Genomic DNA, 26,207 nt, shown 5'->3' on the forward strand with positions numbered 1-26,207 from the left:
CAAAAGGATCGCCGCATGTCTCTGGCCGACGACACGCGGGCCGCGGGCCCGCGCCGCACCGCCTTCGACTGGACCGACGCCGAGGCGCGTCGCCGGGCCGAGGCCGGTCTCGTCCGGACGCTGCGACCCCGGGCGGCCGAGTCGGACCTCCTGGACCTGGCGAGCAACGACTACCTCGGCCTCACCCGCCGCGCGGAGGTCACCGGGGCCGCGGCCGAGGCGGCCGGGCGCTGGGGCGCAGGCTCCACCGGCTCGCGGCTCGTCACCGGCACCACCCGGCTGCACACCCGCCTGGAGCGCGAACTCGCCGAGTTCTGCGGCTTCGAGGCGGCCCTCGTCTTCTCCTCCGGCTACACCGCGAACCTCGCCGCGCTCACCGCGCTCGGCCGCCGGGACTCCCTGATCGTCTCCGACGCCTCCAACCACGCCTCGATCGTGGACGGCTGCCGTCTCGCGCGCGCCGAGACCGCCGTCGTCCCGCACACCGACCCCGAGGCCGTCGCCAAGACCCTGGACGCGCACCCGGGGCGCCGGGCCCTGGTCGTCAGCGACTCCGTCTTCTCGGTCGACGGCGACAAGGCGCCGCTGGGCGAGCTCGCCGACGCCTGCCGCGCGCACGGTGCCGGACTCGTCGTCGACGACGCCCACGGCTTCGGCGTCCTCGGCGAGGGCGGCCGGGGCGCCCTGCACGAGGCGGGGCTCGCGGGCGACGAGGACGTCGTCGCCACCCTCACCCTCTCGAAGTCCCTCGGCAGCCAGGGCGGCGCCGTGCTCGGCCCGGCCCGGGTGATCGAGCACCTGGTGAACGCGGCCCGCACCTTCATCTTCGACACCGGGCTCGCCCCGGCCGCCGCCGGCGGCGCGCTGGCGGCCCTGCGTCTGATCGTGGCCGAACCGGGCCTCGCCGAGCGGGCCCGTACCGTCGCCGCGACGCTGCACCGGCTCCTCACGGAGGCCGGCCTCACCGCCGCCCGGCCCGACGCGGCCGTCGTCTCGGTGCACGCGCCCTCCCCGGAGGCGGCGCTGCGCTGGGCGGCGGACTGCCGTGAACAGGGCCTGGCGGTCGGCTGCTTCCGGCCCCCGTCCGTCCCCGACGGCATCTCGCGGCTGCGGCTCACGGCCCGGGCCGATCTGACGGACGCGGAGATCACGCGGGCGGTGGAAACGATCCTGCGGACCGCACCCCAGGTCTGACGGACCGTCGGGTGGTCCAAGAGCGGTCACGGACAGCAGAGTTCACCGCTTCGGGCGACAGATGGGGACATATCTTGGTGGAACGCCTGCCGGGGCGGCACGATCGGTGGGACTCTGACGCGAAGCGCGATCCGGGGCGGAAGCCCCGGCGGGAAAGGGACAGCGTCGCCATGGCAGACCATCAGGAAGCATCCGTCACTCTGCCGAGCGATCCCGCGTCGGTCCCCACGGCCCGGCGGTTCGTCGCGGAGGTCCTCGACGGGTGGGGTCTGGACGGTGCGGACGACCTGGCGGACGGGATCCGCCTGATGGTCTCGGAACTGGCCACCAACGCCGTCCTGCACACCTTCGGGCAGTCACCCACCTTCACCATCGACGTCCGTCTGGAGCGCGAGGAGCGACTCCACATCGGCGTCACCGACAGCCACCCGCGCTGGCCCCGCCGGCTCCCGGCGGCGGTCCAGCAGGACAACGGCCGGGGCATGGTCATCATCCGCTCCCTGGCGGCGGAGGCGGGCGGCCGGCTCTCGGTCACACCGACCGAGGAGGGCGGGAAGACGGTCTGGATCACCCTCCCGTGGACCCCGGCGACCGCCTCGTACGTCTAGGGGGTGAGAGTCCCGGCGCAGGGGTGCGGCGGCGCCACCGCACCCCTGGGGCGGGGTCAGAGGCCGGCGGGCGTCATCGGACGCGGCCGTAGTAGACCTTCGACGTCCAGATCGCGTCGAGCTTCACCCAGGATCCCGTCTTGGGCGAGTGCCAGATCTTGCCGCTGCCGGCGTAGATGCCCACGTGGTAGACGCTCCCGCCGGAGTGGAAGAAGACCAGGTCCCCCTTCTGTCTGCTGGACGCGGAGATGTGCCGGGTGTTGTTGTACTGCTGCTGCGCGGTGCGGGGCAGCGACTTGCCCGCCTGCTTGTACGCGTAGAGCGTCAGACCGGAGCAGTCGAACCTGGAGGGTCCGGCGCTCCCGTACCGGTACGGGGCTCCCTTCTTGGACGCGGCGACGCTCAGTGCCTTGTTCGCGTATGTGGTGGCTGCCTGGGCCTCGGGTGCCGCACCTGGTGCGAGCAACGTGCCGCCGACGGCGGCGAGGGTGAGAGCCGAGACGGCTCCGGCCCGGGACAGCAGGGACGGGACGTGCATCTGCGCAGTCATGCGCAACCCTTCGTCAGCCGCCTGCGAAGGATGACCTGTCGGGTTCGGACTGGCGAAGATGCCCGGCCGCGGCTGCGGCTTCACCCCAAGGGACGGCCCCGCTGCGAGAAACAGCGCGTACGTCCCGTACTGCTCGGGTCCTCCACTCCTGCCGATCCACTCCTGTCGACCAGACGTCCGGGACAGCGGCAGGACTCGGCGTCCGCCCGGACCGCCCCGCCGCGGATGGCGGGGGCTTGTCGTCGACAGGGATCTTGACCCACAACCAGGGCGAAATCCGAGCTGAAACGGCGATATGTGAGGCTCCTCACGACTGATCCATACGGGTGGACAGGCGGGCTTTGTGATCTTCGGAGGTTTGACCGACGAGCCCCGCACCAGCGGCGGAACGTCCCATTCCGCCAAATGCGTACACCTGTTGCGCAACTCACCCGCCCCATATGTCGACTCGTCGACTACGCCGAACGGGGGAGCGATTCTGCGATCCGTGTCGGCCGACCGGACCTCGACACGACATGCCGGAATGTCAACTAGCCCGCGTGCGGGGGACGGTGACGCGGTCGGCGCGGCGCTCGCCGTCCAACACCCGTAGGGCGCGCGCCAGAGTGTCCGCGTGGACCTCGCTCTCGCCCCGCATATGCATGAGCGTCAGGGCCTCGCGCAGCGCCTCCGCGCGTCCCACCAGGGCCTGTGCCGCGCGCAGCGCCCCATAGGTATGCGTACCCCTGGATGGGTTGATCTTCCCCAGGAGGTCGACGACTTCGAGGTACGCGTCGATCAACTCACCCTCGGCGCGGGTCAGCGCGGGCAGCGGCGGCAGCTCGGGCACCACGGCCGGCTCACCGCGCCGCGCCGGTGTCGCGCCGGCTCGTGATCACGTGGTCCACCAGTCCGTACGCGACGGCCGCGGGCGCGTCCAGGACGCTGAGGCGGTCGATGTCGGCGTCGATCCGCTCCCGGCTCTGCCCGGTGTACTCGGTGAGCATCCCGGCCACCAGGGCGCGCAGCCTCAGCAGTTCGCGCGCGTGGATGTCGAGGTCGCTCGGCTGTCCCTGGAGGGGCTCGTCCATGGCCGGCTGCCGGAGGGTGATGCGGGCGCCGGGGAGGACCATCCGCTTGCCGGGGGTGCCGGCGGCGAGCAGGACGGCGGCGGTGGACGCGGCCTGGCCCAGGCAGGTGGTCTCCACGTCGCAGGAGAGCGTCCGCATCGTGTCGTGGATCGCGGTCATGGCGCTGATCGAGCCGCCGGGGGAGTTGATGTAGAGCGAGATGTCCTGGCCGGGCGCCGCGTAGTCGAGGTGCAGGAACTGCGCGATGACGTCGTTGGCCGAGGTCTCGTCGATGGGTGTGCCGAGGAAGACGATCCGGGCTTCGAGGAGCTTCGAGTACGGATCGAGGGTCCGGGTTCCGAAGCTGGTCCGCTCCGTGAACTCGGGCAGGACATAGCGAGCGTCCATGGCTGAGCACCTCCAGCTGTCTGTAAAAAATGTACAGGACGTACAGACCGTAAGATGAGGAGCATGACCTACGAGATCCCGGTGACGCAAGCGCGAGCTGAGCTCGCCGACCTCATCAACCGCGTCGTGTACGGCGGCGAACGCGTCGTCGTCACCCGCCACGGGAAGCCGCTCGTCGCCCTGGTCTCCGCTGCTGACCTGGAAGAACTCGAAGCGGCGGAGAAGCCCGCCGACGAACAGGTGGTCAGCTCGCTCTCCAGCCTCCGGCCGGTCGACTCCGCTCCCGGCGAACAGCGCCGTTTCGGCATCGCCGCCCACCACCAGGAGCCCGGCACCTCCTGACCGGGGCACGGGGGACGCCCGAGCCCGGCACCTCCCGGCCCCGCAAGCGAAAAGCCGCGCACCCCCGTCCGCTACAGCGGGGGTACGCGGCCGTTTTCGGGTGGGGGTCTCAGCCCACCGGCACCGGTGCGGGCTCCGTCGAGGGGGCCGGCTCCACGCGGCGCCGCGCGCCGAGCGCGGTCGCGGCCAGACCTGCCACGGCCCAGAGGGAGAGGACGAGCAGCGGGCGGCCCGCCGCCGCGCCGTCGAAGGCGGACACCGACCGCAGGGCCGAGCCCCCGGCGCCCGGCGGCAGCCACTGGCCGAGGGAGCCGACCCCGGCGGGCAGCATCTGCGGAGCGCTCGACATCCCCGAGAAGGCGTTGCCGAGCAGGATCGTCAGGGCTGCCGCCAGCCCGAAGCCGGGCTTGCCGAGCAGGGTGGCGAGCCCCGCGAAGGCCGAGCCGATCGCCAGGACGGTCAGGCCGAGCACCCCGGCCTCGGCCCACCAGTCGCCCGTCAGCGCCCCGAGCCAGCTGTCGGCGAGCGCCGCGCCGACCAGCCCGGCGAGCGCCGCCGCGCCCACGAGCGTCGCGGCCGCCCTGGCCCCGCGCAGGCCGAGCAGGACGGTGACGACGCCCGTGGCCGCGCCGACCAGGGCGAGGGGCAGCAGACTCGCGCCGAGTACGGCGCCGCGCGGGTCGCCCGCCGGTGCGGCGACCACGTCCGTGACCCGGACCTCGGCTCCCGCCGGGGCCTGGGCGGTCACGGCCTCGCGCAGCAGCCCGGCCACGACGGGGCTCGCCGCCGAGGCGGTGAGGAGTTCCGTACCGCTCGGGGTGACGACCACGGCTCCGTATACATCGCGGTCCTCGATCGCGGCCCGGGCGGCCTCGGCGTCCTCGTAGCGGTGGATCTCGAAGGCCCCCTCGTGCCGGCCGAGCTGCCGCTCGACCGCGCCGGCCGCGGCGGCGGGCCCGGCCACGCCGATCGGCAGGTCGCGGGGCGCGATGCGCGCGGCCGGCCAGGCGAAGACCGCGAGGGCGAGGGCGGCGACGACCGGTATCAGTACGAGCACCGCGAGGATTCTGCGGCCGGTGGCCGGCGGGGTGGTGGCGGCGGGCATGGCGGCCTCGATTCAAAGCGAAGGATCGTTCGTTTTATGTGAGGCACAGCGTGCGCCGCCGCCCGGGAGTTGTCAAGAATGAACATTCGTTTTAGGTTCTGCCCATGGCACGTGTCTCCCAGGAACACCTCGACGCCCGCCGGCGCCAGATCCTCGACGGCGCCGCTCGCTGCTTCGCCCGCAACGGCTTCCACGCCACGTCCATGCAGGACGTGCTCGCCGAGGTGGGGCTCTCCGCGGGCGCGGTCTACCGCTACTTCCGCGGCAAGGAGGAGCTGATCGCGGCCATCGCGACCGAGGCCTTCGCCGGCATCCGGGGCGCCTTCGAGGAGGCGTCCCTCGCCACCCCGCCGCCCACCCCCGACGTCCTCCTCGGCGCGGTGCTCCGGCTCTTCCTGGAGGAGCGGGTCGAGGGCGCCGACCGGCAGGCCTTCGCCCGTCTGATCATCCAGGTGTGGACCGAGACCCTGCGCAACGAGGAGCTGGCCGGGACCCTCGCCGAGGGCTACCACGGGATGCGGGTCGCGTGGACGAAGCTCGTGACCGCCTACCGGGAGAACGGCCTCCTCCACGCCGACGTCCCCGCCGACCATGTGGCACGCACCCTCATCGCCACCGCCCAGGGCTTCATCGCCCAGCAGGCGCTCTTCGGCGACGTGTCCGTGGAGGTCCTGGAGGACGGACTGCGTGGCCTGATGTCGATGTCCGTACCCCCGGAGGCCGACCCGATCGGATGATCATGAGAACGCAAAGCCGGAGTTAACGAGCCGGAAAAACTTCCGCCCTAACGTGCAATGTCTGGCCGCGCACCGCATCTCCGCAGTTCAACAGAGTGTTGACGGTCGGTAGGGTCCGCAGCTGTCCGGGTCCCGTCCCGGTCGACGACTGTGAGGTGGAAGAGTGCAACTGAGCCCGCACGAGCAGGAGCGCCTGCTCATCCATGTGGCCGCCGACGTGGCCGAGAAGCGCCGGGCCCGCGGTGTGCGGCTCAACCACCCCGAGGCCGTCGCGCTCATCACGTCCCACATCCTGGAAGGCGCCCGGGACGGCCGGACCGTCGCCGAGCTGATGGCCTCCGGGCGCAAGGTGCTCACCCGTGACGAGGTCATGGACGGCATCCCGGAGATGATCCACGACGTCCAGGTCGAGGCCACCTTCCCGGACGGCACCAAGCTCGTCACCGTCCACGACCCCATTCTCTGAGGGGCGGCCGCCGATGATCCCCGGAGAGATCCTGTACGCGGACGGCCCCGTCGCCCTCAACGAGGGGCGCCCCGTCACCCGCCTCACCGTCCTCAACGCCGCCGACCGGCCCGTCCAGGTCGGCTCCCACTACCACTTCGCCGAGGTCAACCCCGGTCTGGACTTCGACCGCGCCGCCGCCCACGGGCAGCGGCTGCACATCGCCGCCGGGACCGCCGTCCGCTTCGAGCCCGGCATCCCCGTCGAGGTCGAGCTGGTCCCGATCGCCGGCCGCAGGATCGTGCCCGGCCTACGCGGCGAGACCGCCGGACCGCTCGACACCACCGAAGCCACCAGCGAAGCCACGACCGAGGCCACGACCGAGGCCAGCACCGAGGCCACGACCGAGGCCACGACCGAGGCCAGCACCGAGGCCACGACCGAGGCCACCACCGAAGCCACGACCGAAGCCGGCACCGAACAGGACCAGGACAAGGACAAGGACGGCGACCGTGCCTGACCTCCACCGTGCCGTCTACGCCGACCTGTTCGGCCCCACCACCGGCGACCGCATCCGGCTCGCCGACACCGACCTCCTCGTCGAGATCGAGGAGGACCGCTGCGGCGGCCCCGGCCGCGCCGGCGAAGAGGCCGTCTTCGGCGGCGGCAAGGTCGTCCGTGAGTCCATGGGCCAGGCCCGCACCACCCGCGCCGAGGGCGCCCCCGACACCGTCATCACCGGCGCCGTGGTCATCGACCACTGGGGCGTCGTCAAGGCGGACATCGGCATCCGGGACGGCCGCATCACCGCCCTCGGCAAGGCCGGCAACCCCGACACCATGGACGGCGTCCACCCCGACCTCGTCATCGGCCCCGAGACCGAGATCATCGTCGGCAACGGCCGGATCGTCACCGCCGGCGCCGTCGACACCCACGTCCACTTCATCTCGCCGACCATCGTCGAGCAGGCCCTCGCCACCGGCGTCACGACCCTCGTCGGCGGCGGCACCGGGCCCGCCGAGGGCACCAAGGCGACCACGATCACCCCCGGCCCCTGGCACATGGCCCGGATGTTCGAGGCCCTGGACACCTTCCCCGTCAACATCGGCCTGCTCGGCAAGGGCAACACGATGTCCCGGGAGGCGATGCACTCCCAGCTGCGCGGCGGCGCGCTCGGCTTCAAGATCCACGAGGACTGGGGTGCCACCCCCGCCGTCATCGACGCCTGTCTGAGCGTGTGCGAGGAGACGGGCGCCCAGCTCGCCATCCACACCGACACCCTGAACGAGGCGGGCTTCGTCGGCGACACCCTCGCCGCCATCGCCGGACGCACGATCCACGCGTACCACACGGAAGGCGCCGGCGGCGGGCACGCCCCCGACATCATCACGGTCGTCTCCGAGCCGTACATCCTGCCCAGCTCCACCAACCCGACCCGGCCGCACACCGTCAACACCATCGAGGAACACCTCGACATGCTGATGGTCTGCCACCACCTCAACCCGGCCGTCCCCGAGGACCTCGCCTTCGCGGAGTCCCGCATCCGGCCCTCCACCATCGCCGCCGAGGACGTCCTCCACGACCTGGGCGCCATCTCGATCATCTCCTCCGACTCCCAGGCCATGGGCCGGATCGGCGAGGTGATCATGCGGACCTGGCAGACCGCCCACGTCATGAAGAAGCGCCGCGGTGCCCTGCCCGGCGACGGTGCCGCCGACAACCACCGGGCCCGCCGCTACGTCGCCAAGTACACGATCAACCCGGCCGTCGCCCAGGGCATGGACCACCTCATCGGCTCGGTCGAGCCCGGCAAGCTCGCCGACCTGGTCCTCTGGGAGCCCGCCTTCTTCGGCGTGAAGCCGCTCGTCGTCGTCAAGGGCGGCCAGATCGCGTACGCGCAGATGGGCGACGCCAACGCCTCCATCCCCACGCCCCAGCCGGTGCTGCCCCGTCCGATGTTCGGCGCGCTCGGCCGGGCCGCCGCGGCCGGTTCGGTCAACTTCGTCTCCCAGGCGGCGATCGAGGACGACCTGCCCCGGAAGCTCGGAGTGCACAAGGAGTTCGCCGCGATCGGCTCCACCCGGCGGGTCACCAAGGCCGACATGCGCGAGAACGACGCTCTGCCCCGGGTCGAGGTCGACGCCGACACCTTCTCGGTGAGCATCGACGGCGAGCCGGTCGAACCGGCACCCGCCGTCGAACTGCCCATGGCCCAGCGCTACTTCCTCTTCTGATGTCGCGCTCCGCCCTCCTCGTGCTCGCCGACGGGCGTTTCCCCGCCGGCGGGCACGCCCACTCCGGTGGTGCCGAGGCCGCCGTCAGGGCCGGCCGCATCAAGGACGCCGCCGGCCTGGAAGCCTTCTGCCGGGGCCGTCTGCACACCACGGGCCTCACGTCGGCGGCCCTCGCCGCCGGGGCCGCGCACGGACTCGACCCGTACGAGCTCGACGCGGCGGCCGACGCCCGCACCCCCTCGGAGGCCCTGCGCGCCGCCGCCCGCAAGCTCGGCCGCCAGCTGATGCGGGCCGCCCGTGCCACCTGGCCGAGCCCCGAACTCGACGCGCTCGCCGCCGCGTTCCCGCGCGGCGCCCATCAGCCCGTCGTCCTCGGCACCGCCGCGCGGGCCGCCGGACTCGGCCCCGAGGACGCGGCGCACTGCGTCGCGTACGAGACGGTCGGCGGCCCGGCGACCGCGGCCGTCCGCCTCCTCAGCCTCGACCCCTACCAGGCCACCGCCGTCCTCGCCCGCCTCGCACCCGAGATGGACCAGGTGGCCGCACGCGCGGCCGCCGCCGCCCGGCAGGGCGTCGACGCCCTGCCCGCCGCCTCGGCCCCGCTGCTCGACCTCACCGCCGAACAGCACGCGGCCTGGCCGGTCCGCCTCTTCGCCTCGTAACCCCACCAGGAGCCGCACCATGCACCTCGACCACGCCCCTACCCACCCCGGCGCCGTCTCCGCCGACGCCCACCGGCCCGACGGCACCCGCCGCGCCCTGCGCATCGGGCTCGGCGGACCGGTCGGCTCCGGCAAGACCGCCACCGTCGCCGCCCTCTGCCGGGAGCTGCGCGACACCCTCTCCCTCGCCGTCGTCACCAACGACATCTACACCCGCGAGGACGCCGAGTTCCTGCTCCGCAACGCCGTCCTGCCGCCCGAGCGCATCCAGGCCGTGGAGACCGGCGCCTGCCCGCACACCGCCATCCGCGACGACATCTCCGCCAACCTCGAAGCCGTCGAGGAACTCGAGGACACGGTCGGTCCGCTCGACCTCATCCTCGTCGAGTCCGGCGGCGACAACCTCACGGCCACCTTCTCCAAGGGGCTCGTCGACGCCCAGATCTTCGTCATCGACGTGGCCGGCGGCGACGACATCCCGCGCAAGGGCGGGCCCGGCGTCACCACCGCCGACCTCCTCGTGATCAACAAGACCGACCTCGCCCCGCACGTCGGTTCCGACCTGGAGCGGATGGCCCGCGACGCCGAGGAGCAGCGCGGCGAACTGCCGGTCGCCTTCACCTCGCTGCGCGGCGAGAACGGCGTCGCGCCCGTCGCCGACTGGGTCCGGGCACAGCTCGCGGCGTGGACCGCGTGAGCCTGCGCGCCACCGCCCGGATCGCCGCCGACGCCGACGGCGGACTGCCGCTCCTGGTGAGCGACGGCCCCCTGGCCCTGCGCCGTACCCGGGCCGCCGGACCGTACACCCGGGTCACCGTCGTCGGCGCGATGAGCGCGCCGCTCGGCGGTGACCGGCTCGCGATCGAGACCGAGGTACGGGACGGGGCCCGGCTCCTGGTCGACTCGGCCGCCGCCACCCTCGCCCTGCCCGGCCGGAGCGCCGACCCCGCCGCGTACGACGTGCGGATCACCGTCGGCGACGGAGCGGAGCTCCGCTGGCTGCCCGAACAGCTCGTCTCCGTCGCCGGCTCGCACCTGCGGATGCGCACCACCGTCGACCTCGCGCCCACGGCCCGGCTCGTCCTCCGCGAGGAACAGGTCCTCGGCCGGCACGGCGAGGCGCCCGGCACCCTCACCACCCGTCTCACCGTCCGCCGTGCCGGACGCCCTCTGCTCGACCAGGAACTGGCCTTCGGCCCCGGTGCGCCCGGCGGCTGGGACGGCGGCGCGGTCCTCGGCGGCCACCGGGCCACGGGCCAACTCCTCGTCGTCGACCCTGCGTTCGCCGAGAAGCCGGCGGAAGCGCGGCGGCTCGGGGAGAACGCCGTGGTCAGTCCGCTCGCCGGGCCCGCCGCCCTCGCCACCGCGGTCGCACCGGACGCGCTCGCGCTGCGCCGGCTCCTCGACGAGGCCTTCGCCCAACTCGTCCCGTTCTGACCGTCTCCGCACGTTCACCGCTCAGCGGTACACCTGTCACCGGTTATTGGTTCGGCAAAGAAACACGTGTACGCCCTTTCATCGCGAGCCCCAGGGACGAAAGGATCCCCCGGACACACAGACTCCTTCTGGGGGAGGATCATTGAGACGCACAGCAGTGCTCGGCTCGGCCGGCACTCTGATAGCGGGCACGCTCATGGCGACCGCGCTGGCGGCACCGACCGCCGGTGCCGTCACCGGCCACGACCGTGACGAGGAGGCGCGCGGCGCGACCATCGCCGCCGCCGAGGCCGCCAAGGCCGGAATCGACTGGCAGGACTGCCCCGCTGACTGGGGCTTCGCCAAGCCCATCCAGTGCGGCTGGGTCACCGTCCCGGTCGACTACGCCAAGCCCAACGGCAAGAAGATCAAGATCGCGGTGGACCGCGTCAAGTCCACCGGCACGCCCGCCGAGCGCCAGGGTGCGCTGCTGTACAACCCCGGCGGCCCCGGCGGCTCCGGCCTGCGCTTCCCGCGCCGGGTCACCACCAACAACCCGCTCTGGGTGAACACCGCGAAGGCGTACGACTTCGTGGGCTTCGACCCGCGCGGTGTCGGCCACTCGGCGCCCATCTCCTGCGTCGACCCGACCGAGTTCGTCAAGGGCCCGAAGCTCGACCCGGTCCCGGACAGCGAGGCGGACAAGCTCGCCCAGCGCAAGCTGGCCGCCGAGTACGCCAAGGGCTGCGCCGAGAAGAGCGGCGACATGCTGCCCTACATGACGACCCGGAACACCGCGCGTGACCTGGACGTCATCCGGGCCGCGCTCGGCGAGAAGAAGCTCAACTTCATCGGCGTCTCCTACGGCACCTACCTCGGGGCCGTCTACGGCACGCTGTACCCGAACCACGTGCGCCGCATGGTCGTCGACAGCGTGGTCAACCCGGCGAAGCACAACATCTGGTACCAGGCCAACCTGGAACAGGACATCGCCTTCGAGGGCCGGCTGAAGGACTGGATGACCTGGGTCGCCCAGAACGACGCCACCTACCACCTCGGGGACACCCTGGCGGAGGTCCAGCAGCAGTGGGTGACCCTGCGCGCCGCCGCCAAGAAGGAGCCCCTGGGCGGCAAGGTCGGCCCGGCCGAGCTCATCGGCTTCTTCCAGAGCGCCCCGTACTACGACTCCTCGTGGGTCCCGGTCGCGGAGGCCTGGAGCGCGTACGCCGCGGGTGACCCGCAGCCGCTGATCGACGGCGCCGCCGCGGACCTCACCGACACGGCCGGCAACATCGCGTCGGAGAACGGCAACGCCGTCTACACCGCCGTCGAGTGCGCCGACGCGGCGTGGCCGACCAACTGGAACAAGTGGAACCGGGACAACTCGGCCCTCCACGAGCAGTACCCGTTCATGACCTGGGCGAACGCCTGGATGAACCTGCCGTGCGCCACCTGGTCCGCGCCGCAGCAGAAGCCGACCGAGGTCAAGACGGGCAAGGGCCTGCCGCCGGTGCTCATCGTCCAGTCCGAGCGCGACGCGGCGACGCCGTACGTCGGCGCGGTCGAGCTGCACAAGCGCTTCAAGGGCTCGCGTCTCATCACCGAGAAGAACGCGGGTTCGCACGGTGTCACCGGCCTGGTGAACCCCTGCATCAACCCGAAGGTCGAGACGTACCTGCTCACCGGCAAGGTGGACAGCCAGGACGTGACGTGCGAGCCGCACGCCACGCCCAAGCCGTAACACCCGCACCACAGTGAGGGGCGGTCGCCGTACGGCGGCCGCCCCTCCGCCGTCTCAGCGCGAGGCGAGCCAGGCGTCCTCGGCCGCGTAGTCGAACCAGTCCTGCCCGTACTTGGCGAGGTTCGGGAACGCCTCCAGCCACCCCCGGCCCGCGAGCCGCTCCGTCAGCCACTCCACCGTCGCCGGCAAGGACTCCGCGTACCCCACCACCGGCCGGTAGCCCAACTCCCGCTCCGCCGCCGTCATGTCGTACACGATCGGCGCGTCCAGACCCCACGGCGTCTCACCCACGATGCCCACCGGCGGCGGCCCGTCCACGAGCACCAGCTCGCTCTCCACTCCCACGACCGCGTCCACCGCCGCGGAGATCTCCGCGGTCGTCGGCACGTCCGGATCGCCGGCGTTCAGCACCCGCGTCCCCGGCCGCGCCGCCGCGAGCCGGATCAACTCGGCCAGATTGTCCACGTTCGCCGGGTGGAACCGCGACAGACCGTTGTACGCGAGCACCCGCACCGGCCGCCGGTCGAGCGCGCGCTTCACGAAGAACAGCTCGCGCGGCGAGCGGCAGTGCGGGCCGTGGATCGAACCCGCCCGCAGCAGCGTCGTCGGCAGCAGCTCCCCGGCCGCCGTCAACGCCTGCTCCAGGGCCACCTTCCGCGTGCTGTACGTGCCGGCGCCCGGCGCCACCGTCGCGAGCGACTCCGGGATCGGCACCGGATAGCGCGGGAAGCCGTCCGGCCGGTCCTGGGTGTCGAAGCTGCGCCCCTGCTCGTCCTCGTACACCGCCCCGCTGGAGATCACCACCGCCGAGCCGATCCGGTCCGCGAGACCGGTCAGCTGGGCGGCGTGCCCGGCGTCGTACGCCACGACGTCCACGAGGACGTCGGTGCCCTCGCCGAGCGCCGACGCCAGCGCGCCCTCCTCGTCCCGGTCGAGCCGCACCGACCGCACCTCGTCCGTCCAGCCGTCGTCCCTGCCGCCGCCCCGCGAGGCGGCCGTCACCTCCCAGCCGTCCGCGACGAGCGCCCGCACGGCCGCCCGCCCCACCTGTCCCGTCGCACCCAGCACGAACGCGTTTCGCTTGGTCATGCAGGGGACGCTACGGGTGCCGGGGGCGGCGGCCCAGGGGATTGCGCCGTGCGCGGATCCGCCCTCAGCGTTCCCCGCGCGGGAACTTCTCGGGAGGTGCGTCGCCGCCGGACTCCGCGGCCTTCACCACCGCCGCGTACTCGTCCACGTACTCCTGTCCCGACAGGCGCAGGATCTCGTACATGATCTCGTCCGTCACCGCGCGGACCACGGCCCTCTCACCCGCCGACCCGGCGAACCGGGAGAAGTCCAGCGGCGCCCCGAACCGGATGGTGACCCGGCGGATCCTCGGCACGACCTTCCCCGGCGGCTGGATCTCGAAGGTCCCCACCATCGCGCACGGCACCACCGGCACCCCGGCGGTCAGCGCCATCACCGCCACCCCCACCTTGCCCTTGTAGAGCCGTCCGTCGTGCGAACGCGTCCCCTCGGGATAGATCCCGAGCAACTCGCCCCGGTCGAGGACGCCGAGACCCTCCCGGATCGCCGCCTTGCCGGCCTCCTTCCCGGACCGGTCCACCGGGATCTGCCCGGCGGCCCGGAAGAAGGCGGCCGTCAGCCGGCCCTTGAGCCCCGGCCCGGTGAAGTACTCCTGCTTCGCGAGGAAGGTGATCCGCCGGTCCAGGACCACCGGCATCAGGAAATGGTCGGAGAAGGACAGGTGATTGCCCGCGACGATCGCGGCCCCCTCCTCCGGGATGTGTTCGAGCCCCTCGATCCGCGGCCGGAAGAGCAGCCTGAGGAGCGGTCCGAGCAGGACGTACTTCATCAGCTGATAGAACACGCGCGACCCCCGTTCGTCGTCCGTCACGCCCGTTGTATCCCCGCGGGGGCCCGTGGTCCACTGGTGGGGGAGCGTCACATGACAGGCGAGCGCGGAGTCAGGCGCCCCGGCCGCGTCCTCACCGCGATGCTGTGCGCGCTGACGGCGGCCGGGCTCTACGGCTGCTCCGGCTCGGGCCCGTCGGAGCCCAGCCCCACGCCGACGACCGCGCCCGCCACCCCGACCACCACCCCGGCCACCGGCCTCTCGCCCTTCACCGGGCTTCCCGCGAAGCCCGCCCCCGTCCTGGCCGTGAAGCTCGACAACGTGCCGGAGGCCCGCCCCCACACCGGACTCGCCGCGGCCGACCTCGTCTACGTCGAACAGGTCGAGGGCGGCGTGACCCGGCTCATGGCCGTCTACTCCTCCCACCTCCCCGACCTCACCGGCCCCGTCCGCAGCGCCCGCGAATCCGACATCGCCCTGCTCGGCGACTTCGGCCACCCGGTCCTCGCCTACTCCGGCGCCCAGTCCGCCCTCACCCCGCTGCTGCGGGCCGCGCCCCTCCACCTCGTCACCGAGGGCACCACACCCCAGGCCTTCCGGCGCTCACCGGACCGCCCGGTCCCGCACAACCTCTATCTGCGCCCCGGCCGCGCCGTCGCCGCCGTCCCGCGCGCCGACGACCCCCGGGACATCGGCTTCCGCTTCGGGCCCGCCCCGGCCGGCGGCACCGCGGTCAGGACCGAGACCGTCCGCTACCCGGCGGCCCGCTACACCTTCACCTGGTCCGCCGCCGACCACGCCTGGCGGGTGGCCATGGACGGCCGCGAGGCCCGCGCCACCGACACGGGCCTGCTCACCCCGGAGACGGTCGTCGTCCAGCGCGTCACGGTCCGCCCGTCCCGCTTCCACGACCGGTTCGGCTCGGTCTCCCCGTACAGCGAGACCGTCGGCAGCGGCACGGCGCTCGTCCTGCGCGACGGCCGCGCCCACGAGGCCCGCTGGTCCCGCCCCTCGGCGACCTCCGGCACCACGTTCACCACCCCGGCCGGAAAGCCCCTGGCCTTCGCGCCGGGCCAGACCTGGATCGTCCTGGCCCCGCGCGCGTAGGCCCGTCGCTCAGGACGTGGTGCCCGGCGGGCGGGGCGGGGGAGGCGGTGGTACGGAGCTGTCCGCCGCCGCCATCCCGATCGTCGCCACGATCAGGACCACCAGACCGAACCAGAGCCAGCCGCTGCTGCCGAGCGCCACCGTGTAGGCCGTCGTCAGCACCAGCGCGGCGCAGGTGAGCACCGCCATCGTCTTCGTGGGACCGGACATCAGCCCGCCCTCCTCCCGACCGGGGCCGCGGAAGCCGTCCAGCCCATCGTGACCCCGCGACAGGGGCGCGCGCTACTCCCAGGACGCTCCGGCGTGCGCCGGTACGCAAACGGGCCCGGCGCCGCAGGCGGCACCGGGCCCGTGAGGAGCACCGTGGAATCCCGGTCGTCAGCGGCTCCGCGCCTGCAGCGAGGCGAGATAGGCGTTGTACGCCTCCAGCTCCTTGTCGCCGTCCCGGTCGGCGGCCCGGTCCTTGCGGACGGCCTGCCGCTGCTCGGAGTGGTACCACTGGTAGACCAGGGCGATCAGGACGAGGACGGACGGGATCTCGCTGAACGCCCAGGCGATGCCGCCCGCCGCGTTCTGGTCGGTGAGCGCGTCGATCCCGAGCGAGGCCGGCGGGTTCTTGTACGACTCCACCAGCGGCTGGGTCGCCATCATCATCGCGATGCCGAAGAACGCGTGGAACGGCATGCCCGCGAACAGCTCCAGCATCCGCATCACGTACCCCGGCCGGTGCGGGCCCGGGTCCACGCCCATGATCGGCCAGAAGAAGACCAGGCCCACCATCAGGAAGTGCACCATCATCCCGATGTGCCCCGCCTTGGAGCCCATCAGGAAGTCGAAGAGCGGCGAGAAGTACAGCCCGTACAGGCTCGCGATGAACATGGAGATCGTGAACGCCGGGTGCGTGATCACCTTCATGTACCGGCTGTGCAGCAGCTTCAGGAGCAGCTCGCGCGGCCCCGTCGAGCCCCGGCCCGCCACCGGCAGCGCCCGCAGCGCGAGGGTCACCGGCGCGCCGAGCAGCAGCAGGATCGGCGACAGCATGGAGATCACCATGTGCTGCACCATGTGCACGCTGAACATGACCATGCCGTAGTCGTTGAGCTTGGTGCACATCATCAGGGCGACGCTCAGCACGCCCACGGTGAAGAACACCGTCCGGCTGATCGGCCACCCGTCACCGCGCCGCCGCAGCCGTGCCACCCCCCACCCGTACAGACCGAGCGCCGCAAGGCACCCGATCAGGAAGAAGAGGTCGGGAGAGAACTCCAGGCCCCGCCCCAGCGTGAACGGCGGCAGATCCGTGGTCATGCCGTGCCCGCTGTGATCCATCCGTACACTCCTGGAGCCCGATTCGCGCTTGTTGTCCGCACCAGACTAGAACCGCCCCCGGCCGCGACTGCGACCGGGGGCGGATGTCACGGACGGGAGCCGTCAGAGCACGCACTCCGCCTCGGCGTACCGGTCGGCCGGAACCGTCTTGAGGGTCTCCACGGCCTGCGCGAGCGGGACCATCGTGATCTCCGTGCCGCGCAGCGCGGTCAGCATGCCGAACTCGCCGCGGTGCGCCGCCTCGACGGCGTGCCAGCCGAAGCGGGTCGCGAGGACGCGGTCGTACGCGGTCGGGGTGCCGCCGCGCTGGACGTGACCCAGGATGACCGGGCGGGCCTCCTTGCCGAGGCGCCCCTCCAGCTCGGCGGAGAGCTGGTTGGCGATGCCGGTGAACCGCTCGTGGCCGTAGATGTCCTTGCCGGCGGTCTTGAAGTCCATCGAGCCCTCGCGCGGCTTCGCGCCCTCGGCGACGACCACGATCGCGAACCGCTTGCCGGCCTCGAAGCGCTCGCCGACCCGGGCGGTCAGCTCGTCGATGTCGAAGGGGCGCTCGGGGACGACCACGGCGTGCGCGCCGGCGGCCATGCCGGAGTGCAGCGCTATCCAGCCGGTGTGGCGGCCCATCACCTCGACGACGAGGACCCGCTGGTGCGACTCGGCGGTGGTCTTCAGCCGGTCGAGGGCCTCGGTGGCGACGGTCACGGCGGTGTCGAAGCCGAAGGTGACGTCGGTGGAGGCGATGTCGTTGTCGATCGTCTTCGGGACGCCGACGATCGGGAGGCCCGCCTGGGAGAGCAGGTTGGCCGCCTTGAGGGTGCCCTCGCCGCCGATCGGGATGATGGCGTCGAGACCGAGGTCGGCGACGTGGCCCCTGGCCCGCTCGACGCCGTCGACGAGGTGCGCGGGCTGGACCCGCGAGGAGCCCAGGATGGTGCCGCCCCGGGCCAGGATGCCGCCCACCGCGTCGAGATCGAGCTTGCGGTAGTCGCACTCCAGGAGGCCCTTCCACCCGTCGTGGAAGCCGATGACCTCGTCGCCGTGATCGACGACGGCGCGGTGCACGACGGAACGGATGACAGCGTTCAGACCGGGGCAGTCTCCGCCGGAGGTGAGTACGCCAATGCGCATAGCCCAAAAACCTTTGCAACGTGGGCCGACTCCCGGACCACGTCGTCCGGCTGGATCCCCGCCACCCTATCGTCGCAGGGTGGCGGGGCCGAACCGGATGTCCGCACAGTGGACAACGTACGTTCGTACGAGGGACCAACGGCGGTGCGCGGATTGACTCAGGCGGGCTGGGTCGCCGCCGCGATGCGCTCCGCGCGCAGCGCCTCGTACCAGCGGTCGTCCGTCGGCGGCAGCGCGTTCACGTCGAGGGCCAGCTTCAGCAGCATGTCCGCGATCTGCGGGTTCCGCGCCATGACGGGGCCGTGCATGTACGTACCGAAGACGGTGTCGTTGTACGCGCCCTCGGTGCCGTCGCCGGTCCCGTTGCCGTTGCCGAAGACGGTCCGGGCGAACGGCCGGGCCGTCGGGCCGAGATGGGTGATGCCCTGGTGGTTCTCGAACCCGGTCAGCTGGGGGAGGCCCAGGCGCGGGTCGATGTCCGCGAGGACGTCGCCGACGCAGCGGGCGCCCTCGCCGCGGGTCGAGATCACGTCGATGAGCCCGAGCCCGGCCTCGCGCTCGCCGAGGTCGTTGATGAACTCGTGGCCCAGGATCTGGTACCCGGCGCAGACCGAGAAGATGATCGCGCCGTTGGAGGCGGCCCGGCTCAGCCCGCCGTCCCGCCGCAGCCGCTCGGAGGCGAGCCGCTGCGGACGGTCCTCGCCGCCGCCGATCAGGTAGATGTCGCCCGAGGTGGGGACCGGCTGGTCGCTGCGGACGTCGACGCGCTCGACGCTGAGGCCGCGCTGTTCGGCACGGCGCTGGACGACGAGGACGTTGCCCTGGTCGCCGTAGGTGCTGAGCAGGTCCGGGTAGACCCAGACCAGGCGCAGGCTGCTGTCACTCATGCTGCAAGTCCTCTACGGGTCAGTTGCCGACGCGGCGGCGGACGTCCTGGAAGGCGGTGTAGTTGGCGATCAGCTCGATCTGCCCGGGCGGGGCCATCGCGACGGCCTCGTCGAGCGTCTCGCAGACGCGGAAGTCCACCCCCGCGACCTCCAGGCGGACCGCGAGGTCCAGCTTCCGGTCGCCGATCACCATGATCGGGTGGCCGGCGAGCCGGCCGTAGTCCACGTCCCACAGCCAGGAGGTGTCCGTGCCGTCGGCGCCGCGCGCGTTGACGGAGAGGATCACCGGGGCGGGCGGCCCGTCGATGAGAGAAAACGTTTCGAGCCAGCCGGCCGGGTTCTTCGCGAGGAGCAGACGCAGGTCGCGGTTCTGGAAGGAGACCACGTCATAGCGTCCGGCGACGGCCTGCACCTGGTACATGCGCTCCAGGGCTACCTGCGGCGGCACCCCGAAGACGGCGGCGACGGCGGCCGAGGTCGCGGCGTTCGCCTTGTTCGCGCGGCCGGGCAGCTGCAGCCGGATCGGCCAGGCCGAACCGTGCGGGTCGAGCACGTGGTCGCCGCTGAGCGCCCAGCTCGGCGCGGGACGACGGAAGCCGCACTCGCCGCAGAACCAGTCGTCGCCCGGGCGCTGCATCACACCGCCGCAGGCGGGGCACGACCAGGCGTCGTCCTTCCACTCCTGTCCGGCGGCGACCCACACCACGTTCGGGGAGGAGGAGGCGGCCCACACGATCAGCGGGTCGTCGGCGTTCGCGATGACCACGGCCTTGGTGCCGTTGAGGCCCTCGCGCCACTTCTCGGCGAGCATCCGGGTCTCGGCCGCGCGGTCCAGCTGGTCGCGGGAGAGGTTCAGCAGCGCGATCGCCTTGGGCGTGGTGTCCCGGGCGACGCCGGCGAGGTACTTCTCGTCGACCTCGATCACGCCGAACTTGGACTCCGAGCCGCCGGCCAGCGCCGAGGTGATGCCGGCGGGCATGTTGGCGCCGAGCGCGTTGGAGACCACGGGCCCGGCGGCACGCAGGGCCTCCGCGATCAGCCGGGTCGTCGTCGTCTTGCCGTTGGTCGCCGACACCAGGACGACGTCCAGATGCTGCGCGAGCCGACCGAGCAGGTCGGGGTCGAGCTTCAGCGCCACACGGCCGCCGATCACCGATCCGCTGCCGCGCCCCGCCGCACGCGACACCGCGGCCGCGGCCTTGCCCGCCGTCACGGCCAGCTTGGCGCGCGGCGACAGCGGCTCTGGATTACCGGGGTGTCCTGACATCGTTCTTGTTCCTCCTTGCGTCGGTCCGGGCTCAGCCTATCGAGATCCGGCCAGCAGCCCGAACAGCGGCACCGGCAAGCGGCCGCACGAAACACGGAGGTCACGGCGGACCGTACCCTTACGGCCATGCGAAACCGCCCCATCCCCGGCAGTTCCGGTCTCGTCCGAGCGATGACCCTCCTCGGCGACCCCGTGCTGCACACACCCTGCGCGCCCGTCACCGACTTCGGACCCGAACTGGCACGGCTCGTCGAGGACATGTTCGCCACGATGTACGCGGCGCACGGCGTGGGCCTGGCGGCGAACCAGGTCGGCGTGGGCCTGCGGGTCTTCGTGTACGACTGCCCCGACGACGAGGAGAACCGCCACCTGGGCCATGTGGTGAACCCGCGCCTGGTGGAGGCGGACGGCGACGAGATCCGGGGCCCCGAGGGCTGCCTCTCCCTGCCGGGCCTGGAGGCGCCGACGCCCCGCTTCGACCGCGCGGTGGTGGAGGGCGTCCGCCTGGACGGCACTCCGATACGGGTCGAGGGCACGGGTTTCTTCGCCCGCTGCCTCCAGCACGAGACGGACCACCTGGAGGGCGGGGTCTACGCGGACCACGTCACGGGGTGGCGCAAGTCACGCCTGCTGCGCACGATCCGCAAGCAGCCGTGGGGGAGCGGAGCGGACCGGATCTCCTGACTCGATCGTCCGGAAGCGGGCCGGATCTTCCGGCTCGCTCAGGGGGAGGCCAGGCCGGATCTTCCGGCCCGCTCGGGGGGAGCCCAGGCCGGATCTCCCGGCCCGCTCGGCTAGAAGCCCGGTCCGCCCGGGAGGTCGTCCGCCTCCGCGAGCCGGCCCCACAGCAGGTCCGCCAGGCTCTTGACGAGGTCCGCGCGGGAGCAGGGGCGCTCGCCGAGCCACCAGTCGCCGGCCGCGTGCATCATGCCGACGATGCCGTGGCCCCAGATCCGGGCCTGGGCCTCGGCGGCCGGGCCCAGGTCGACGCGCTCGGCGATGACCTGGCCGAGCTCCTCGCCCATGCGGCGGAGCAGCGGGGCCGAGTGACGGCCGACGTCGAAGCCCTGCTCGGTCTGGTGCGACTCCTCCGCCGGGTGCATGAGGAAGCGGTAGACCTGGGGCATGGCCTCGATGGACGCCAGGTACGTGTCGAGAGTGGCCTCGACGCGGCGGCGCCGGTCGGCGGGCGCGTCGAGCGAGGCCCGCAGTGAGGCGAGGAGCGCGTCGGTGTGCCGGGTGGCGAGGGCGCGGTAGAGCCCGCCCTTGTCGCCGAAGTGGCGGTAGAGGATCGGCTTGGTGATCCCGGCCTCGGCCGCGATCGCGTTCATGGACGCCTTGGGGCCGTCCCGGAGCACCACCCGGTCCGCCGCCTCCAGCAGCTCGCGGCGCCGCTGCTCGGCGGGCGTCTGCTGGTCGGTGGCCCGGTGTGCGATGTCCATGTGCGTGTCTCCCCGCCCGTGCGATTCGTGAGGCTGTCGCAACGTAACACCCGGTCGGGATCCGATGTCGGTCGGGCCGAACCGCTCCACTGCAGGTTGACAGCCTCTACCCACCGGTAACAGACTGCTGTTACCGCAAGTAACGTCATGCTGGGAGGGAACATGGGCGAGTTCACGCTCGAACTCAACGAGGACCAGAAGCAGGTCCGCGACTGGCTCCACGGCTTCGCCGCCGATGTGATGCGCCCCGCGGCCGCCGAGTGGGACGAGCGTGAGGAGACTCCCTGGCCGATCATCCAGGAAGCGGCCAAGATCGGCATCTACTCCCTCGACTTCTACGCCCAGCAGTTCTTCGACCCGACCGGCCTCGGCATCCCGATGGCGATGGAGGAGCTCTTCTGGGGCGACGCCGGCATCGCCCTCTCCATCGTCGGCACCGGCCTCGCCGCCGTCGGCGTCCTCGCCAACGGCACCGAGGAGCAGATCGGCACCTGGGTCCCGCAGATGTACGGCGACGCGAACGACGTCAAGGTCGCCGCCTTCTGCTCCTCCGAGCCCGACGCCGGCTCGGACGTCGCCTCCATGCGCACCCGGGCCGTGTACGACGAGGCCAAGGACGAGTGGGTCCTCAACGGCACCAAGACCTGGGCGACCAACGGCGGCATCGCCAACGTCCACGTCGTGGTCGCCGTCGTCGACGCCGAGCTCGGCTCCAAGGGCCACGCCTCCTTCATCGTGCCGCCGAACACCCCCGGTCTGTCCCAGGGCCAGAAGTTCCAGAAGCACGGCATCCGCGCCTCGCACACCGCCGAGGTCGTCCTGGAGGACGTCCGCGTCCCCGGCTCCTGCCTGCTCGGCGGCAAGGACAAGCTGGACGAGCGCCTCGCCCGCGCCCGCGAGAAGGCCAAGGCAGGCGGCGAGCGCGTCAAGAACGCCGCCATGGCCACCTTCGAGGCCTCCCGCCCGGCCGTCGGCGCCATGGCGGTCGGCACCGCCCGCGCCGCGTACGAGGTCGCCCTCGACTACGCCAAGACCCGCGTCCAGTTCGGCCGCCCGATCATCGAGAACCAGGGCGTCGCCTTCCAGCTCGCCGACATGGCCACCCAGATCGACGCCGCCCGGCTCCTCGTCTGGCGCGCCTCGTGGATGGCCACGGCCGGCAAGCCCTTCACCGCGGCCGAGGGCTCGATGTCCAAGCTGTACGCGAGCGAGGTCGCCAAGAAGGTCACCGCCCAGGCCATCCAGATCCTGGGCGGCAACGGCTACACCCGTGAGTACCCGGTGGAGCGCATGCACCGCGACGCCGCCATCTACACGATCTTCGAGGGCACGAGCGAGATCCAGCGCATGGTCATCAGCCGCGCGCTCGCGAAGTAGGGCGACCGCTCACACGATGCAGAACTCGTTGCCCTCCGGGTCCTGGAGGACCACCGCGTAGTAGTCCATGCCGTTCGGCTCGTCCATCGCGTACAGCACGGTCGCGCCGAGGGCCGTCAGCCGGGCCACCTCGCCGTCCACCCTCCCCCAGCCTCCGGCCGGGGGGACCCCCAGCGGCGGAGGGCGAGGGGGACCTCCCGGCCGCCCCCGACCTTCAGGTCGAGGTGGACGCGGTTCTTCACGGTCTTGGGCTCCGGGACGCGCTGGAACCAGACCCGGGGGCCCACCCCCTTCGGGTCGACGATGGACTCCGGGAGCTCCCCGGCGTCCTCGCCCAGCTCGTCCTCCGGCACGCCGATCGCCTCCCAGTACGCCCGCCAGCTGGCGTGGCCGGCGGGCGGCGGGTCGGGTACGTAGCGCAGGGCGTCCAGCCAGAAGGGCACCAGGTGCTGGGGGTCGGCGCAGTCGATGGTCAGTTGCAGAGTCAGCTCGGGTCGCTCCATGGGAACGAGCCTCGCAGACGCCACCGACAGTGGCTCGTTTCGAGTCAACCGGCCAGATTCGGCCCGGCGTTCGGACGGCCTACCCGTGAGTCACCCGCTGCGGGAGAATCACCCCGCAGGAGACGATCGAGGGGGAACCGCACATGGCCATCACCACAGGTACCGAGGCACCCGAGCTGGAGGGACTGCCGTTGCTCGGCTCCATGCTCGACCTCAGGAAGGACTCGCTGGGCACCTTCCTGCGCGCGCGGCGCGAGCACGGCGACGTCGTGAAGATGACCGCGGGCCCGCCCGGGATCGGCGCCACCTTCTACGGCGTCTTCTCCGCCGAGGGCGCCCAGCAGGTCCTCGCCGGCGAATCCGCCAACTTCCGCAAGGACAACGCCTTCTACCAGGAGATCCGCGAGTCCTTCGGCAACGGCCTGCTCACCAGCCAGGACGAGGACTACCTCCGCCAGCGCCGGCTCGTCCAGCCCCTCTTCACCAAGCGCCGCGTCGACAGCTACGCGGGGGCCATCGCCGCCGAGGTCACCACCCTCATCGGCGAATGGCAGGACGGCGGCGCCGAGACCGTCGACGTCCTCCACGAGATGACCCGCCTCGCCCTGCGCGCCGTCGCCCGCATCCTCTTCGGCACCGACGTCGACGCGGCCGTCGAGATCGTCGAGCGCTGCTTCCCCGAAGTCGGCGCCTACGTGCTCAGCCGCGGCTACTCCCCGGTCAAGTTCCCGCGCCACTGGCCCACCCCCGGCAACCGCAAGGCCGCCGCCGTCCACCAGGCGCTGTACGAGGTCTGCGACCGGATCATCGCCGAGCGGCGGGCTTCCGGCCGTGCCTCCGCCGAGGGCGACGACCTCCTCACCCTGCTCGTCGAGGCCGAGAGCGCCGAGGACGGCAGCTTCGACGCCACCGAACTGCGCGAGCAGGTCCTCGTCTTCCTGCTGGCCGGGCACGAGACCACCGCCACCTCCCTCGGCTTCGCCCTCCACCTCCTCGCCCGCCACCCGGACGTGCTGAAGCGGACCCAGGAGGAGGTCGACCGGGTCCTCGGAGGCCGTACCCCCGGCGCCGCCGACCTCGACGCGCTGCCCTATCTCACGCAGGTGCTCAAGGAGGCCATGCGCCTCTTCCCCGCCGCCCCGGCCACGGGCCGTCGCGCCGTCGCCGCCACCGTGATCGACGGCGTCACCATCCCGGCGGGCGCGGACGTCATCGTCGCCCCCTGGGTCACCCACCGGCACCCCGCCTACTGGGAGGACCCGGAGCGCTTCGACCCGGACCGCTTCACGCCCGAGGCGGAGGCGGCCCGCCCCCGGTACGCCTGGTTCCCCTTCGGCGGCGGCCCGCGCGCCTGCATCGGCCAGCACTTCTCGATGCTGGAGTCCGTGATCGCGCTGGCGATGATCCTCCAGAAGTACGGCTTCGAGGCCGTCGACACCGAGGTGCCCGTCGGCTCCGCGATCACCCTCACGCAGGAGGGCCCGGCGCGCTGCCGTCTGCAGCCGAGGACGGTGTAGCCCGACCGGACGGGGGAGCGGCCCGGGGCCGCTCCCCTCGCCCTACGGCTTCGTCGCGACGACGACCGTCGCCCACCATTCCTCGGAGGTGATGACGCGCGGCGTCAGACCGGCCGCGGACATCACCGCGAGGGCCGTCTCCGCCTGCCGCTCGCTCGTCTCCACCAGCAGGTGCCCGCCCGGCGCCAGCCACTCCGGCGCCTCTGCGGCGACCCGCCGCATGACGTCGAGGCCGTCCGCGCCGCCGTCGAGCGTGACGTGCGGCTCGTGGTCGCGGGCCTCCGGCGGCAGCAGCCCGATCTCCCCGGTCGGTACGTACGGCACGTTGGCGACCAGGACCCCGACCCGGCCGCGCAGCTCCCGCGGCAGTGGCGCGAAGAGGTCCCCCTCGTACACACGCCCGCCGCGCGGCTCGACGTTCCGCCGGGCGCAGCGCACCGCCGCCGGCTCGATGTCCGAGGCGTGCACCTCCACGCCCTCGACCTCGGCGAGCAGGACCGCGCCCGCCGCGCCGGAGCCGCAGCACAGGTCGACGCAGACGGCGCCCGGCCGGGCCAGCTCCACCGCGTGGCCGACGAGGAACTCCGTACGGCGCCGGGGCACGAAGACCCCGCCGTCGACCTCGATCCGCAGCCCGGCGAACTCGGCCCAGCCCACGACGTGCTCCAGGGGCAGGCCGGAGGCCCGCCGCTCGACCATGAGGTCGAGCTCGGCGGGCCCGGCGGCGGTCGCGAGGAGCATCTCCGCCTCTTCCTCGGCGAAGACGCACCCGGCGGCGCGAAGCCGCTCGACAACCCCCAGGTCAGACAAGCTGAGCCTCGATCGCCGCCACGACCTCGGGGGCCTCCGGCTCGGTGCGCGGACGGAAGCGGGTGACCTGGCCGTCACGGCCGATGAGGAACTTCTCGAAGTTCCACTGCACGTCACCGGCCTCGCCGTCGGCGTCGGCGATCTTCACCAGCTCGGAATAGAGCGGGTGACGATCGTCACCGTTCACGTCCGTCTTCTCCAGGAGCGGGAAGGAGACCCCGTACGTGGCCGAACAGAAGGTCGCGATCTCCTCGGCACTGCCCGGCTCCTGCCCGGCGAACTGGTTGCAGGGCACCCCGAGCACGGTGAGGCCGCGCTCTCCGTACTCCTTCTGCAGCCGCTCCAGACCCGCGTACTGCGGGGTCAGACCGCACTTGGAGGCGACGTTCACCACCAGGACCGCCCGGTCGCGGTAGTCGGCAAGGGAGACCGGCTCGCCGGCCAGCGTCTTCAGGGGGATGTCGTAAAGGCTCATGGACCGCTCCTCGTAG

The 26,207-nt window shown here is 72.4% G+C and carries 28 protein-coding genes, 2 pseudogenes and 1 riboswitch; of the genes and pseudogenes, 15 read left to right on the forward strand and 15 right to left on the reverse strand.

Features of this window, described 5'->3' with window-relative positions; genetic code table 11:
- Positions 1-15: 15 nt before the first annotated feature.
- Both AC07AW_RS26770 and AC07AW_RS26775 read left to right on the forward strand, forming a co-directional pair.
- Positions 16-1,194: an 8-amino-7-oxononanoate synthase gene (locus AC07AW_RS26770; RefSeq protein WP_478817995.1), complete on the forward strand. Its 1,179-nt coding sequence runs from the start codon at positions 16-18 to the stop codon at positions 1,192-1,194.
- Positions 1,195-1,364: 170 nt separating this feature from the next.
- Positions 1,365-1,802 (forward strand): ATP-binding protein, encoded by a 438-nt coding sequence (locus AC07AW_RS26775; RefSeq protein ID WP_478817996.1) that lies wholly within the window; start codon positions 1,365-1,367, stop codon positions 1,800-1,802.
- A gap of 73 nt (positions 1,803-1,875) precedes the next feature.
- Here the strand turns inward: AC07AW_RS26775 and AC07AW_RS26780 are convergent, their stop codons facing one another.
- The 3 genes from AC07AW_RS26780 to AC07AW_RS26790 form a co-directional block, all read right to left on the reverse strand.
- The gene (locus AC07AW_RS26780) at positions 1,876-2,352 is read right to left on the reverse strand and encodes a C40 family peptidase (RefSeq protein ID WP_392158407.1); all 477 of its coding nucleotides are present in this window, start codon (positions 2,350-2,352) and stop codon (positions 1,876-1,878) included.
- A gap of 3 nt (positions 2,353-2,355) precedes the next feature.
- A riboswitch (cyclic di-AMP (ydaO/yuaA leader) is annotated at positions 2,356-2,478 on the reverse strand.
- 400 nt (positions 2,479-2,878) lie between these two features.
- On the reverse strand, positions 2,879-3,184 hold the full coding sequence (locus tag AC07AW_RS26785; protein WP_478817997.1) for a hypothetical protein: 306 nt from the start codon (positions 3,182-3,184) through the stop codon (positions 2,879-2,881).
- A gap of 7 nt (positions 3,185-3,191) precedes the next feature.
- On the reverse strand, positions 3,192-3,809 hold the full coding sequence (locus AC07AW_RS26790; protein ID WP_478817998.1) for an ATP-dependent Clp protease proteolytic subunit: 618 nt from the start codon (positions 3,807-3,809) through the stop codon (positions 3,192-3,194).
- A 63-nt stretch (positions 3,810-3,872) separates the two neighbouring features.
- Between AC07AW_RS26790 and AC07AW_RS26795 the strand changes: the two genes are divergently transcribed.
- On the forward strand, positions 3,873-4,151 hold the full coding sequence (locus tag AC07AW_RS26795) for a type II toxin-antitoxin system Phd/YefM family antitoxin (protein ID WP_478817999.1): 279 nt from the start codon (positions 3,873-3,875) through the stop codon (positions 4,149-4,151).
- A 109-nt stretch (positions 4,152-4,260) separates the two neighbouring features.
- On the opposite strand, the gene AC07AW_RS26800 is transcribed toward AC07AW_RS26795, so the two are convergent.
- Positions 4,261-5,256: an ABC transporter permease gene (locus AC07AW_RS26800; protein ID WP_478818000.1), complete on the reverse strand. Its 996-nt coding sequence runs from the start codon at positions 5,254-5,256 to the stop codon at positions 4,261-4,263.
- Between the two features lie 104 nt (positions 5,257-5,360).
- Here AC07AW_RS26800 and AC07AW_RS26805 point away from each other — a divergent pair, with 104 nt between their 5' ends.
- From AC07AW_RS26805 to AC07AW_RS26840, 8 genes and pseudogenes are all read left to right on the forward strand, one after another.
- A complete protein-coding gene (locus tag AC07AW_RS26805) occupies positions 5,361-5,993 on the forward strand; it encodes a TetR/AcrR family transcriptional regulator (protein WP_478818001.1) in 633 nt (210 codons plus the stop codon).
- A gap of 163 nt (positions 5,994-6,156) precedes the next feature.
- Entirely contained in the window at positions 6,157-6,459 is a 303-nt protein-coding gene (locus AC07AW_RS26810) for an urease subunit gamma (RefSeq protein ID WP_478818002.1), read from the forward strand.
- A gap of 13 nt (positions 6,460-6,472) precedes the next feature.
- Positions 6,473-6,778 (forward strand): annotated as a pseudogene (locus AC07AW_RS26815) (urease subunit beta); the annotation flags it as partial.
- A gap of 172 nt (positions 6,779-6,950) precedes the next feature.
- A complete protein-coding gene (locus AC07AW_RS26820; protein WP_478818003.1) occupies positions 6,951-8,672 on the forward strand; it encodes an urease subunit alpha in 1,722 nt (573 codons plus the stop codon).
- On the forward strand, positions 8,672-9,334 hold the full coding sequence (locus AC07AW_RS26825) for an urease accessory protein UreF (protein ID WP_478818004.1): 663 nt from the start codon (positions 8,672-8,674) through the stop codon (positions 9,332-9,334). The genes AC07AW_RS26820 and AC07AW_RS26825 overlap by 1 nt, the downstream gene beginning before the upstream one ends.
- 19 nt (positions 9,335-9,353) lie before the next feature.
- Entirely contained in the window at positions 9,354-10,031 is a 678-nt protein-coding gene (gene ureG / locus AC07AW_RS26830) for an urease accessory protein UreG (RefSeq protein WP_478818005.1), read from the forward strand.
- On the forward strand, positions 10,028-10,771 hold the full coding sequence (locus tag AC07AW_RS26835) for an urease accessory protein UreD (RefSeq protein ID WP_478818260.1): 744 nt from the start codon (positions 10,028-10,030) through the stop codon (positions 10,769-10,771). The genes ureG and AC07AW_RS26835 overlap by 4 nt, the downstream gene beginning before the upstream one ends.
- Before the next feature lie 142 nt (positions 10,772-10,913).
- The gene (locus AC07AW_RS26840; RefSeq protein WP_478818006.1) at positions 10,914-12,491 is read left to right on the forward strand and encodes an alpha/beta hydrolase; all 1,578 of its coding nucleotides are present in this window, start codon (positions 10,914-10,916) and stop codon (positions 12,489-12,491) included.
- Positions 12,492-12,545: 54 nt separating this feature from the next.
- On the opposite strand, the gene AC07AW_RS26845 is transcribed toward AC07AW_RS26840, so the two are convergent.
- The gene (locus AC07AW_RS26845) at positions 12,546-13,580 is read right to left on the reverse strand and encodes an NAD-dependent epimerase/dehydratase family protein (RefSeq protein WP_478818007.1); all 1,035 of its coding nucleotides are present in this window, start codon (positions 13,578-13,580) and stop codon (positions 12,546-12,548) included.
- 64 nt (positions 13,581-13,644) lie between these two features.
- Positions 13,645-14,364: a lysophospholipid acyltransferase family protein gene (locus tag AC07AW_RS26850; protein WP_478818261.1), complete on the reverse strand. Its 720-nt coding sequence runs from the start codon at positions 14,362-14,364 to the stop codon at positions 13,645-13,647.
- A gap of 78 nt (positions 14,365-14,442) precedes the next feature.
- Between AC07AW_RS26850 and AC07AW_RS26855 the strand changes: the two genes are divergently transcribed.
- Entirely contained in the window at positions 14,443-15,456 is a 1,014-nt protein-coding gene (locus AC07AW_RS26855; RefSeq protein WP_478818008.1) for a DUF3048 domain-containing protein, read from the forward strand.
- Positions 15,457-15,465: 9 nt separating this feature from the next.
- Here the strand turns inward: AC07AW_RS26855 and AC07AW_RS26860 are convergent, their stop codons facing one another.
- The 5 genes from AC07AW_RS26860 to AC07AW_RS26880 all read right to left on the reverse strand — a co-directional run bounded on the left by AC07AW_RS26860 (position 15,466) and on the right by AC07AW_RS26880 (position 20,067).
- Positions 15,466-15,666: a hypothetical protein gene (locus tag AC07AW_RS26860; protein ID WP_478818009.1), complete on the reverse strand. Its 201-nt coding sequence runs from the start codon at positions 15,664-15,666 to the stop codon at positions 15,466-15,468.
- Positions 15,667-15,834: 168 nt separating this feature from the next.
- Positions 15,835-16,785 carry a cytochrome c oxidase assembly protein gene (locus AC07AW_RS26865; protein ID WP_478818010.1) on the reverse strand — a complete coding sequence of 317 codons (951 nt, stop codon included), beginning with the start codon at positions 16,783-16,785 and terminating at the stop codon, positions 15,835-15,837.
- A 102-nt stretch (positions 16,786-16,887) separates the two neighbouring features.
- The gene (locus tag AC07AW_RS26870; RefSeq protein WP_478818011.1) at positions 16,888-17,913 is read right to left on the reverse strand and encodes a 6-phosphofructokinase; all 1,026 of its coding nucleotides are present in this window, start codon (positions 17,911-17,913) and stop codon (positions 16,888-16,890) included.
- Between the two features lie 158 nt (positions 17,914-18,071).
- Positions 18,072-18,800, reverse strand: a complete 729-nt coding sequence (locus AC07AW_RS26875) for a type 1 glutamine amidotransferase (protein WP_478818012.1) — start codon at positions 18,798-18,800, stop codon at positions 18,072-18,074.
- 19 nt (positions 18,801-18,819) lie between these two features.
- Complete coding sequence (locus AC07AW_RS26880) at positions 18,820-20,067, reverse strand: MurT ligase domain-containing protein (RefSeq protein WP_478818013.1); 1,248 nt, start codon at positions 20,065-20,067, stop codon at positions 18,820-18,822.
- A gap of 126 nt (positions 20,068-20,193) precedes the next feature.
- On the opposite strand from AC07AW_RS26880, the gene def reads away from it, so the two are divergent.
- Positions 20,194-20,751, forward strand: a complete 558-nt coding sequence (gene def, locus AC07AW_RS26885; protein ID WP_478818014.1) for a peptide deformylase — start codon at positions 20,194-20,196, stop codon at positions 20,749-20,751.
- Positions 20,752-20,861: 110 nt separating this feature from the next.
- Here the strand turns inward: def and AC07AW_RS26890 are convergent, their stop codons facing one another.
- Positions 20,862-21,509 carry a TetR/AcrR family transcriptional regulator gene (locus AC07AW_RS26890; protein WP_392158442.1) on the reverse strand — a complete coding sequence of 216 codons (648 nt, stop codon included), beginning with the start codon at positions 21,507-21,509 and terminating at the stop codon, positions 20,862-20,864.
- A gap of 162 nt (positions 21,510-21,671) precedes the next feature.
- Between AC07AW_RS26890 and AC07AW_RS26895 the strand changes: the two genes are divergently transcribed.
- Positions 21,672-22,886, forward strand: coding sequence for an acyl-CoA dehydrogenase family protein (locus AC07AW_RS26895; RefSeq protein WP_478818015.1), 1,215 nt, complete (start codon positions 21,672-21,674; stop codon positions 22,884-22,886).
- Between the two features lie 9 nt (positions 22,887-22,895).
- On the opposite strand, the pseudogene AC07AW_RS26900 reads toward AC07AW_RS26895, so the two are convergent.
- Positions 22,896-23,389 (reverse strand): annotated as a pseudogene (locus AC07AW_RS26900) (VOC family protein).
- Between the two features lie 143 nt (positions 23,390-23,532).
- On the opposite strand from AC07AW_RS26900, the gene AC07AW_RS26905 reads away from it, so the two are divergent.
- Positions 23,533-24,906, forward strand: a complete 1,374-nt coding sequence (locus AC07AW_RS26905; RefSeq protein WP_478818016.1) for a cytochrome P450 — start codon at positions 23,533-23,535, stop codon at positions 24,904-24,906.
- Positions 24,907-24,948: 42 nt separating this feature from the next.
- On the opposite strand, the gene AC07AW_RS26910 is transcribed toward AC07AW_RS26905, so the two are convergent.
- Both AC07AW_RS26910 and AC07AW_RS26915 read right to left on the reverse strand, forming a co-directional pair.
- The gene (locus AC07AW_RS26910) at positions 24,949-25,716 is read right to left on the reverse strand and encodes a putative protein N(5)-glutamine methyltransferase (RefSeq protein ID WP_478818017.1); all 768 of its coding nucleotides are present in this window, start codon (positions 25,714-25,716) and stop codon (positions 24,949-24,951) included.
- Positions 25,709-26,191 (reverse strand): glutathione peroxidase, encoded by a 483-nt coding sequence (locus AC07AW_RS26915; protein WP_478818018.1) that lies wholly within the window; start codon positions 26,189-26,191, stop codon positions 25,709-25,711. Before AC07AW_RS26915 ends, AC07AW_RS26910 begins: the two co-directional genes overlap by 8 nt.
- Positions 26,192-26,207 lie beyond the last annotated feature (16 nt).

The sequence above is a fragment of the Streptomyces sp. NPDC044003 genome (genome assembly GCF_056435185.1).

What these genes read in the sequence shown, in the direction of transcription:
- AC07AW_RS26845 (WP_478818007.1), bottom strand. Translation starts at nt 13,580, where the DNA reads ATGACCAAGCGAAACGCGTTCGTGCTGGGTGCGACGGGACAGGTGGGG.
- AC07AW_RS26870 (WP_478818011.1), bottom strand. Translation starts at nt 17,913, where the DNA reads ATGCGCATTGGCGTACTCACCTCCGGCGGAGACTGCCCCGGTCTGAAC.
- AC07AW_RS26780 (WP_392158407.1), bottom strand. Translation starts at nt 2,352, where the DNA reads ATGACTGCGCAGATGCACGTCCCGTCCCTGCTGTCCCGGGCCGGAGCC.
- ureG (WP_478818005.1), top strand. Translation starts at nt 9,354, where the DNA reads ATGCACCTCGACCACGCCCCTACCCACCCCGGCGCCGTCTCCGCCGAC.
- AC07AW_RS26865 (WP_478818010.1), bottom strand. Translation starts at nt 16,785, where the DNA reads ATGGATCACAGCGGGCACGGCATGACCACGGATCTGCCGCCGTTCACG.
- AC07AW_RS26790 (WP_478817998.1), bottom strand. Translation starts at nt 3,809, where the DNA reads ATGGACGCTCGCTATGTCCTGCCCGAGTTCACGGAGCGGACCAGCTTC.
- def (WP_478818014.1), top strand. Translation starts at nt 20,194, where the DNA reads ATGCGAAACCGCCCCATCCCCGGCAGTTCCGGTCTCGTCCGAGCGATG.
- AC07AW_RS26880 (WP_478818013.1), bottom strand. Translation starts at nt 20,067, where the DNA reads ATGTCAGGACACCCCGGTAATCCAGAGCCGCTGTCGCCGCGCGCCAAG.
- AC07AW_RS26855 (WP_478818008.1), top strand. Translation starts at nt 14,443, where the DNA reads ATGACAGGCGAGCGCGGAGTCAGGCGCCCCGGCCGCGTCCTCACCGCG.
- AC07AW_RS26775 (WP_478817996.1), top strand. Translation starts at nt 1,365, where the DNA reads ATGGCAGACCATCAGGAAGCATCCGTCACTCTGCCGAGCGATCCCGCG.
- AC07AW_RS26770 (WP_478817995.1), top strand. Translation starts at nt 16, where the DNA reads ATGTCTCTGGCCGACGACACGCGGGCCGCGGGCCCGCGCCGCACCGCC.
- AC07AW_RS26890 (WP_392158442.1), bottom strand. Translation starts at nt 21,509, where the DNA reads ATGGACATCGCACACCGGGCCACCGACCAGCAGACGCCCGCCGAGCAG.
- AC07AW_RS26825 (WP_478818004.1), top strand. Translation starts at nt 8,672, where the DNA reads ATGTCGCGCTCCGCCCTCCTCGTGCTCGCCGACGGGCGTTTCCCCGCC.
- AC07AW_RS26875 (WP_478818012.1), bottom strand. Translation starts at nt 18,800, where the DNA reads ATGAGTGACAGCAGCCTGCGCCTGGTCTGGGTCTACCCGGACCTGCTC.
- AC07AW_RS26905 (WP_478818016.1), top strand. Translation starts at nt 23,533, where the DNA reads ATGGCCATCACCACAGGTACCGAGGCACCCGAGCTGGAGGGACTGCCG.
- AC07AW_RS26805 (WP_478818001.1), top strand. Translation starts at nt 5,361, where the DNA reads ATGGCACGTGTCTCCCAGGAACACCTCGACGCCCGCCGGCGCCAGATC.
- AC07AW_RS26860 (WP_478818009.1), bottom strand. Translation starts at nt 15,666, where the DNA reads ATGTCCGGTCCCACGAAGACGATGGCGGTGCTCACCTGCGCCGCGCTG.
- AC07AW_RS26895 (WP_478818015.1), top strand. Translation starts at nt 21,672, where the DNA reads ATGGGCGAGTTCACGCTCGAACTCAACGAGGACCAGAAGCAGGTCCGC.
- AC07AW_RS26800 (WP_478818000.1), bottom strand. Translation starts at nt 5,256, where the DNA reads ATGCCCGCCGCCACCACCCCGCCGGCCACCGGCCGCAGAATCCTCGCG.
- AC07AW_RS26795 (WP_478817999.1), top strand. Translation starts at nt 3,873, where the DNA reads ATGACCTACGAGATCCCGGTGACGCAAGCGCGAGCTGAGCTCGCCGAC.
- AC07AW_RS26915 (WP_478818018.1), bottom strand. Translation starts at nt 26,191, where the DNA reads ATGAGCCTTTACGACATCCCCCTGAAGACGCTGGCCGGCGAGCCGGTC.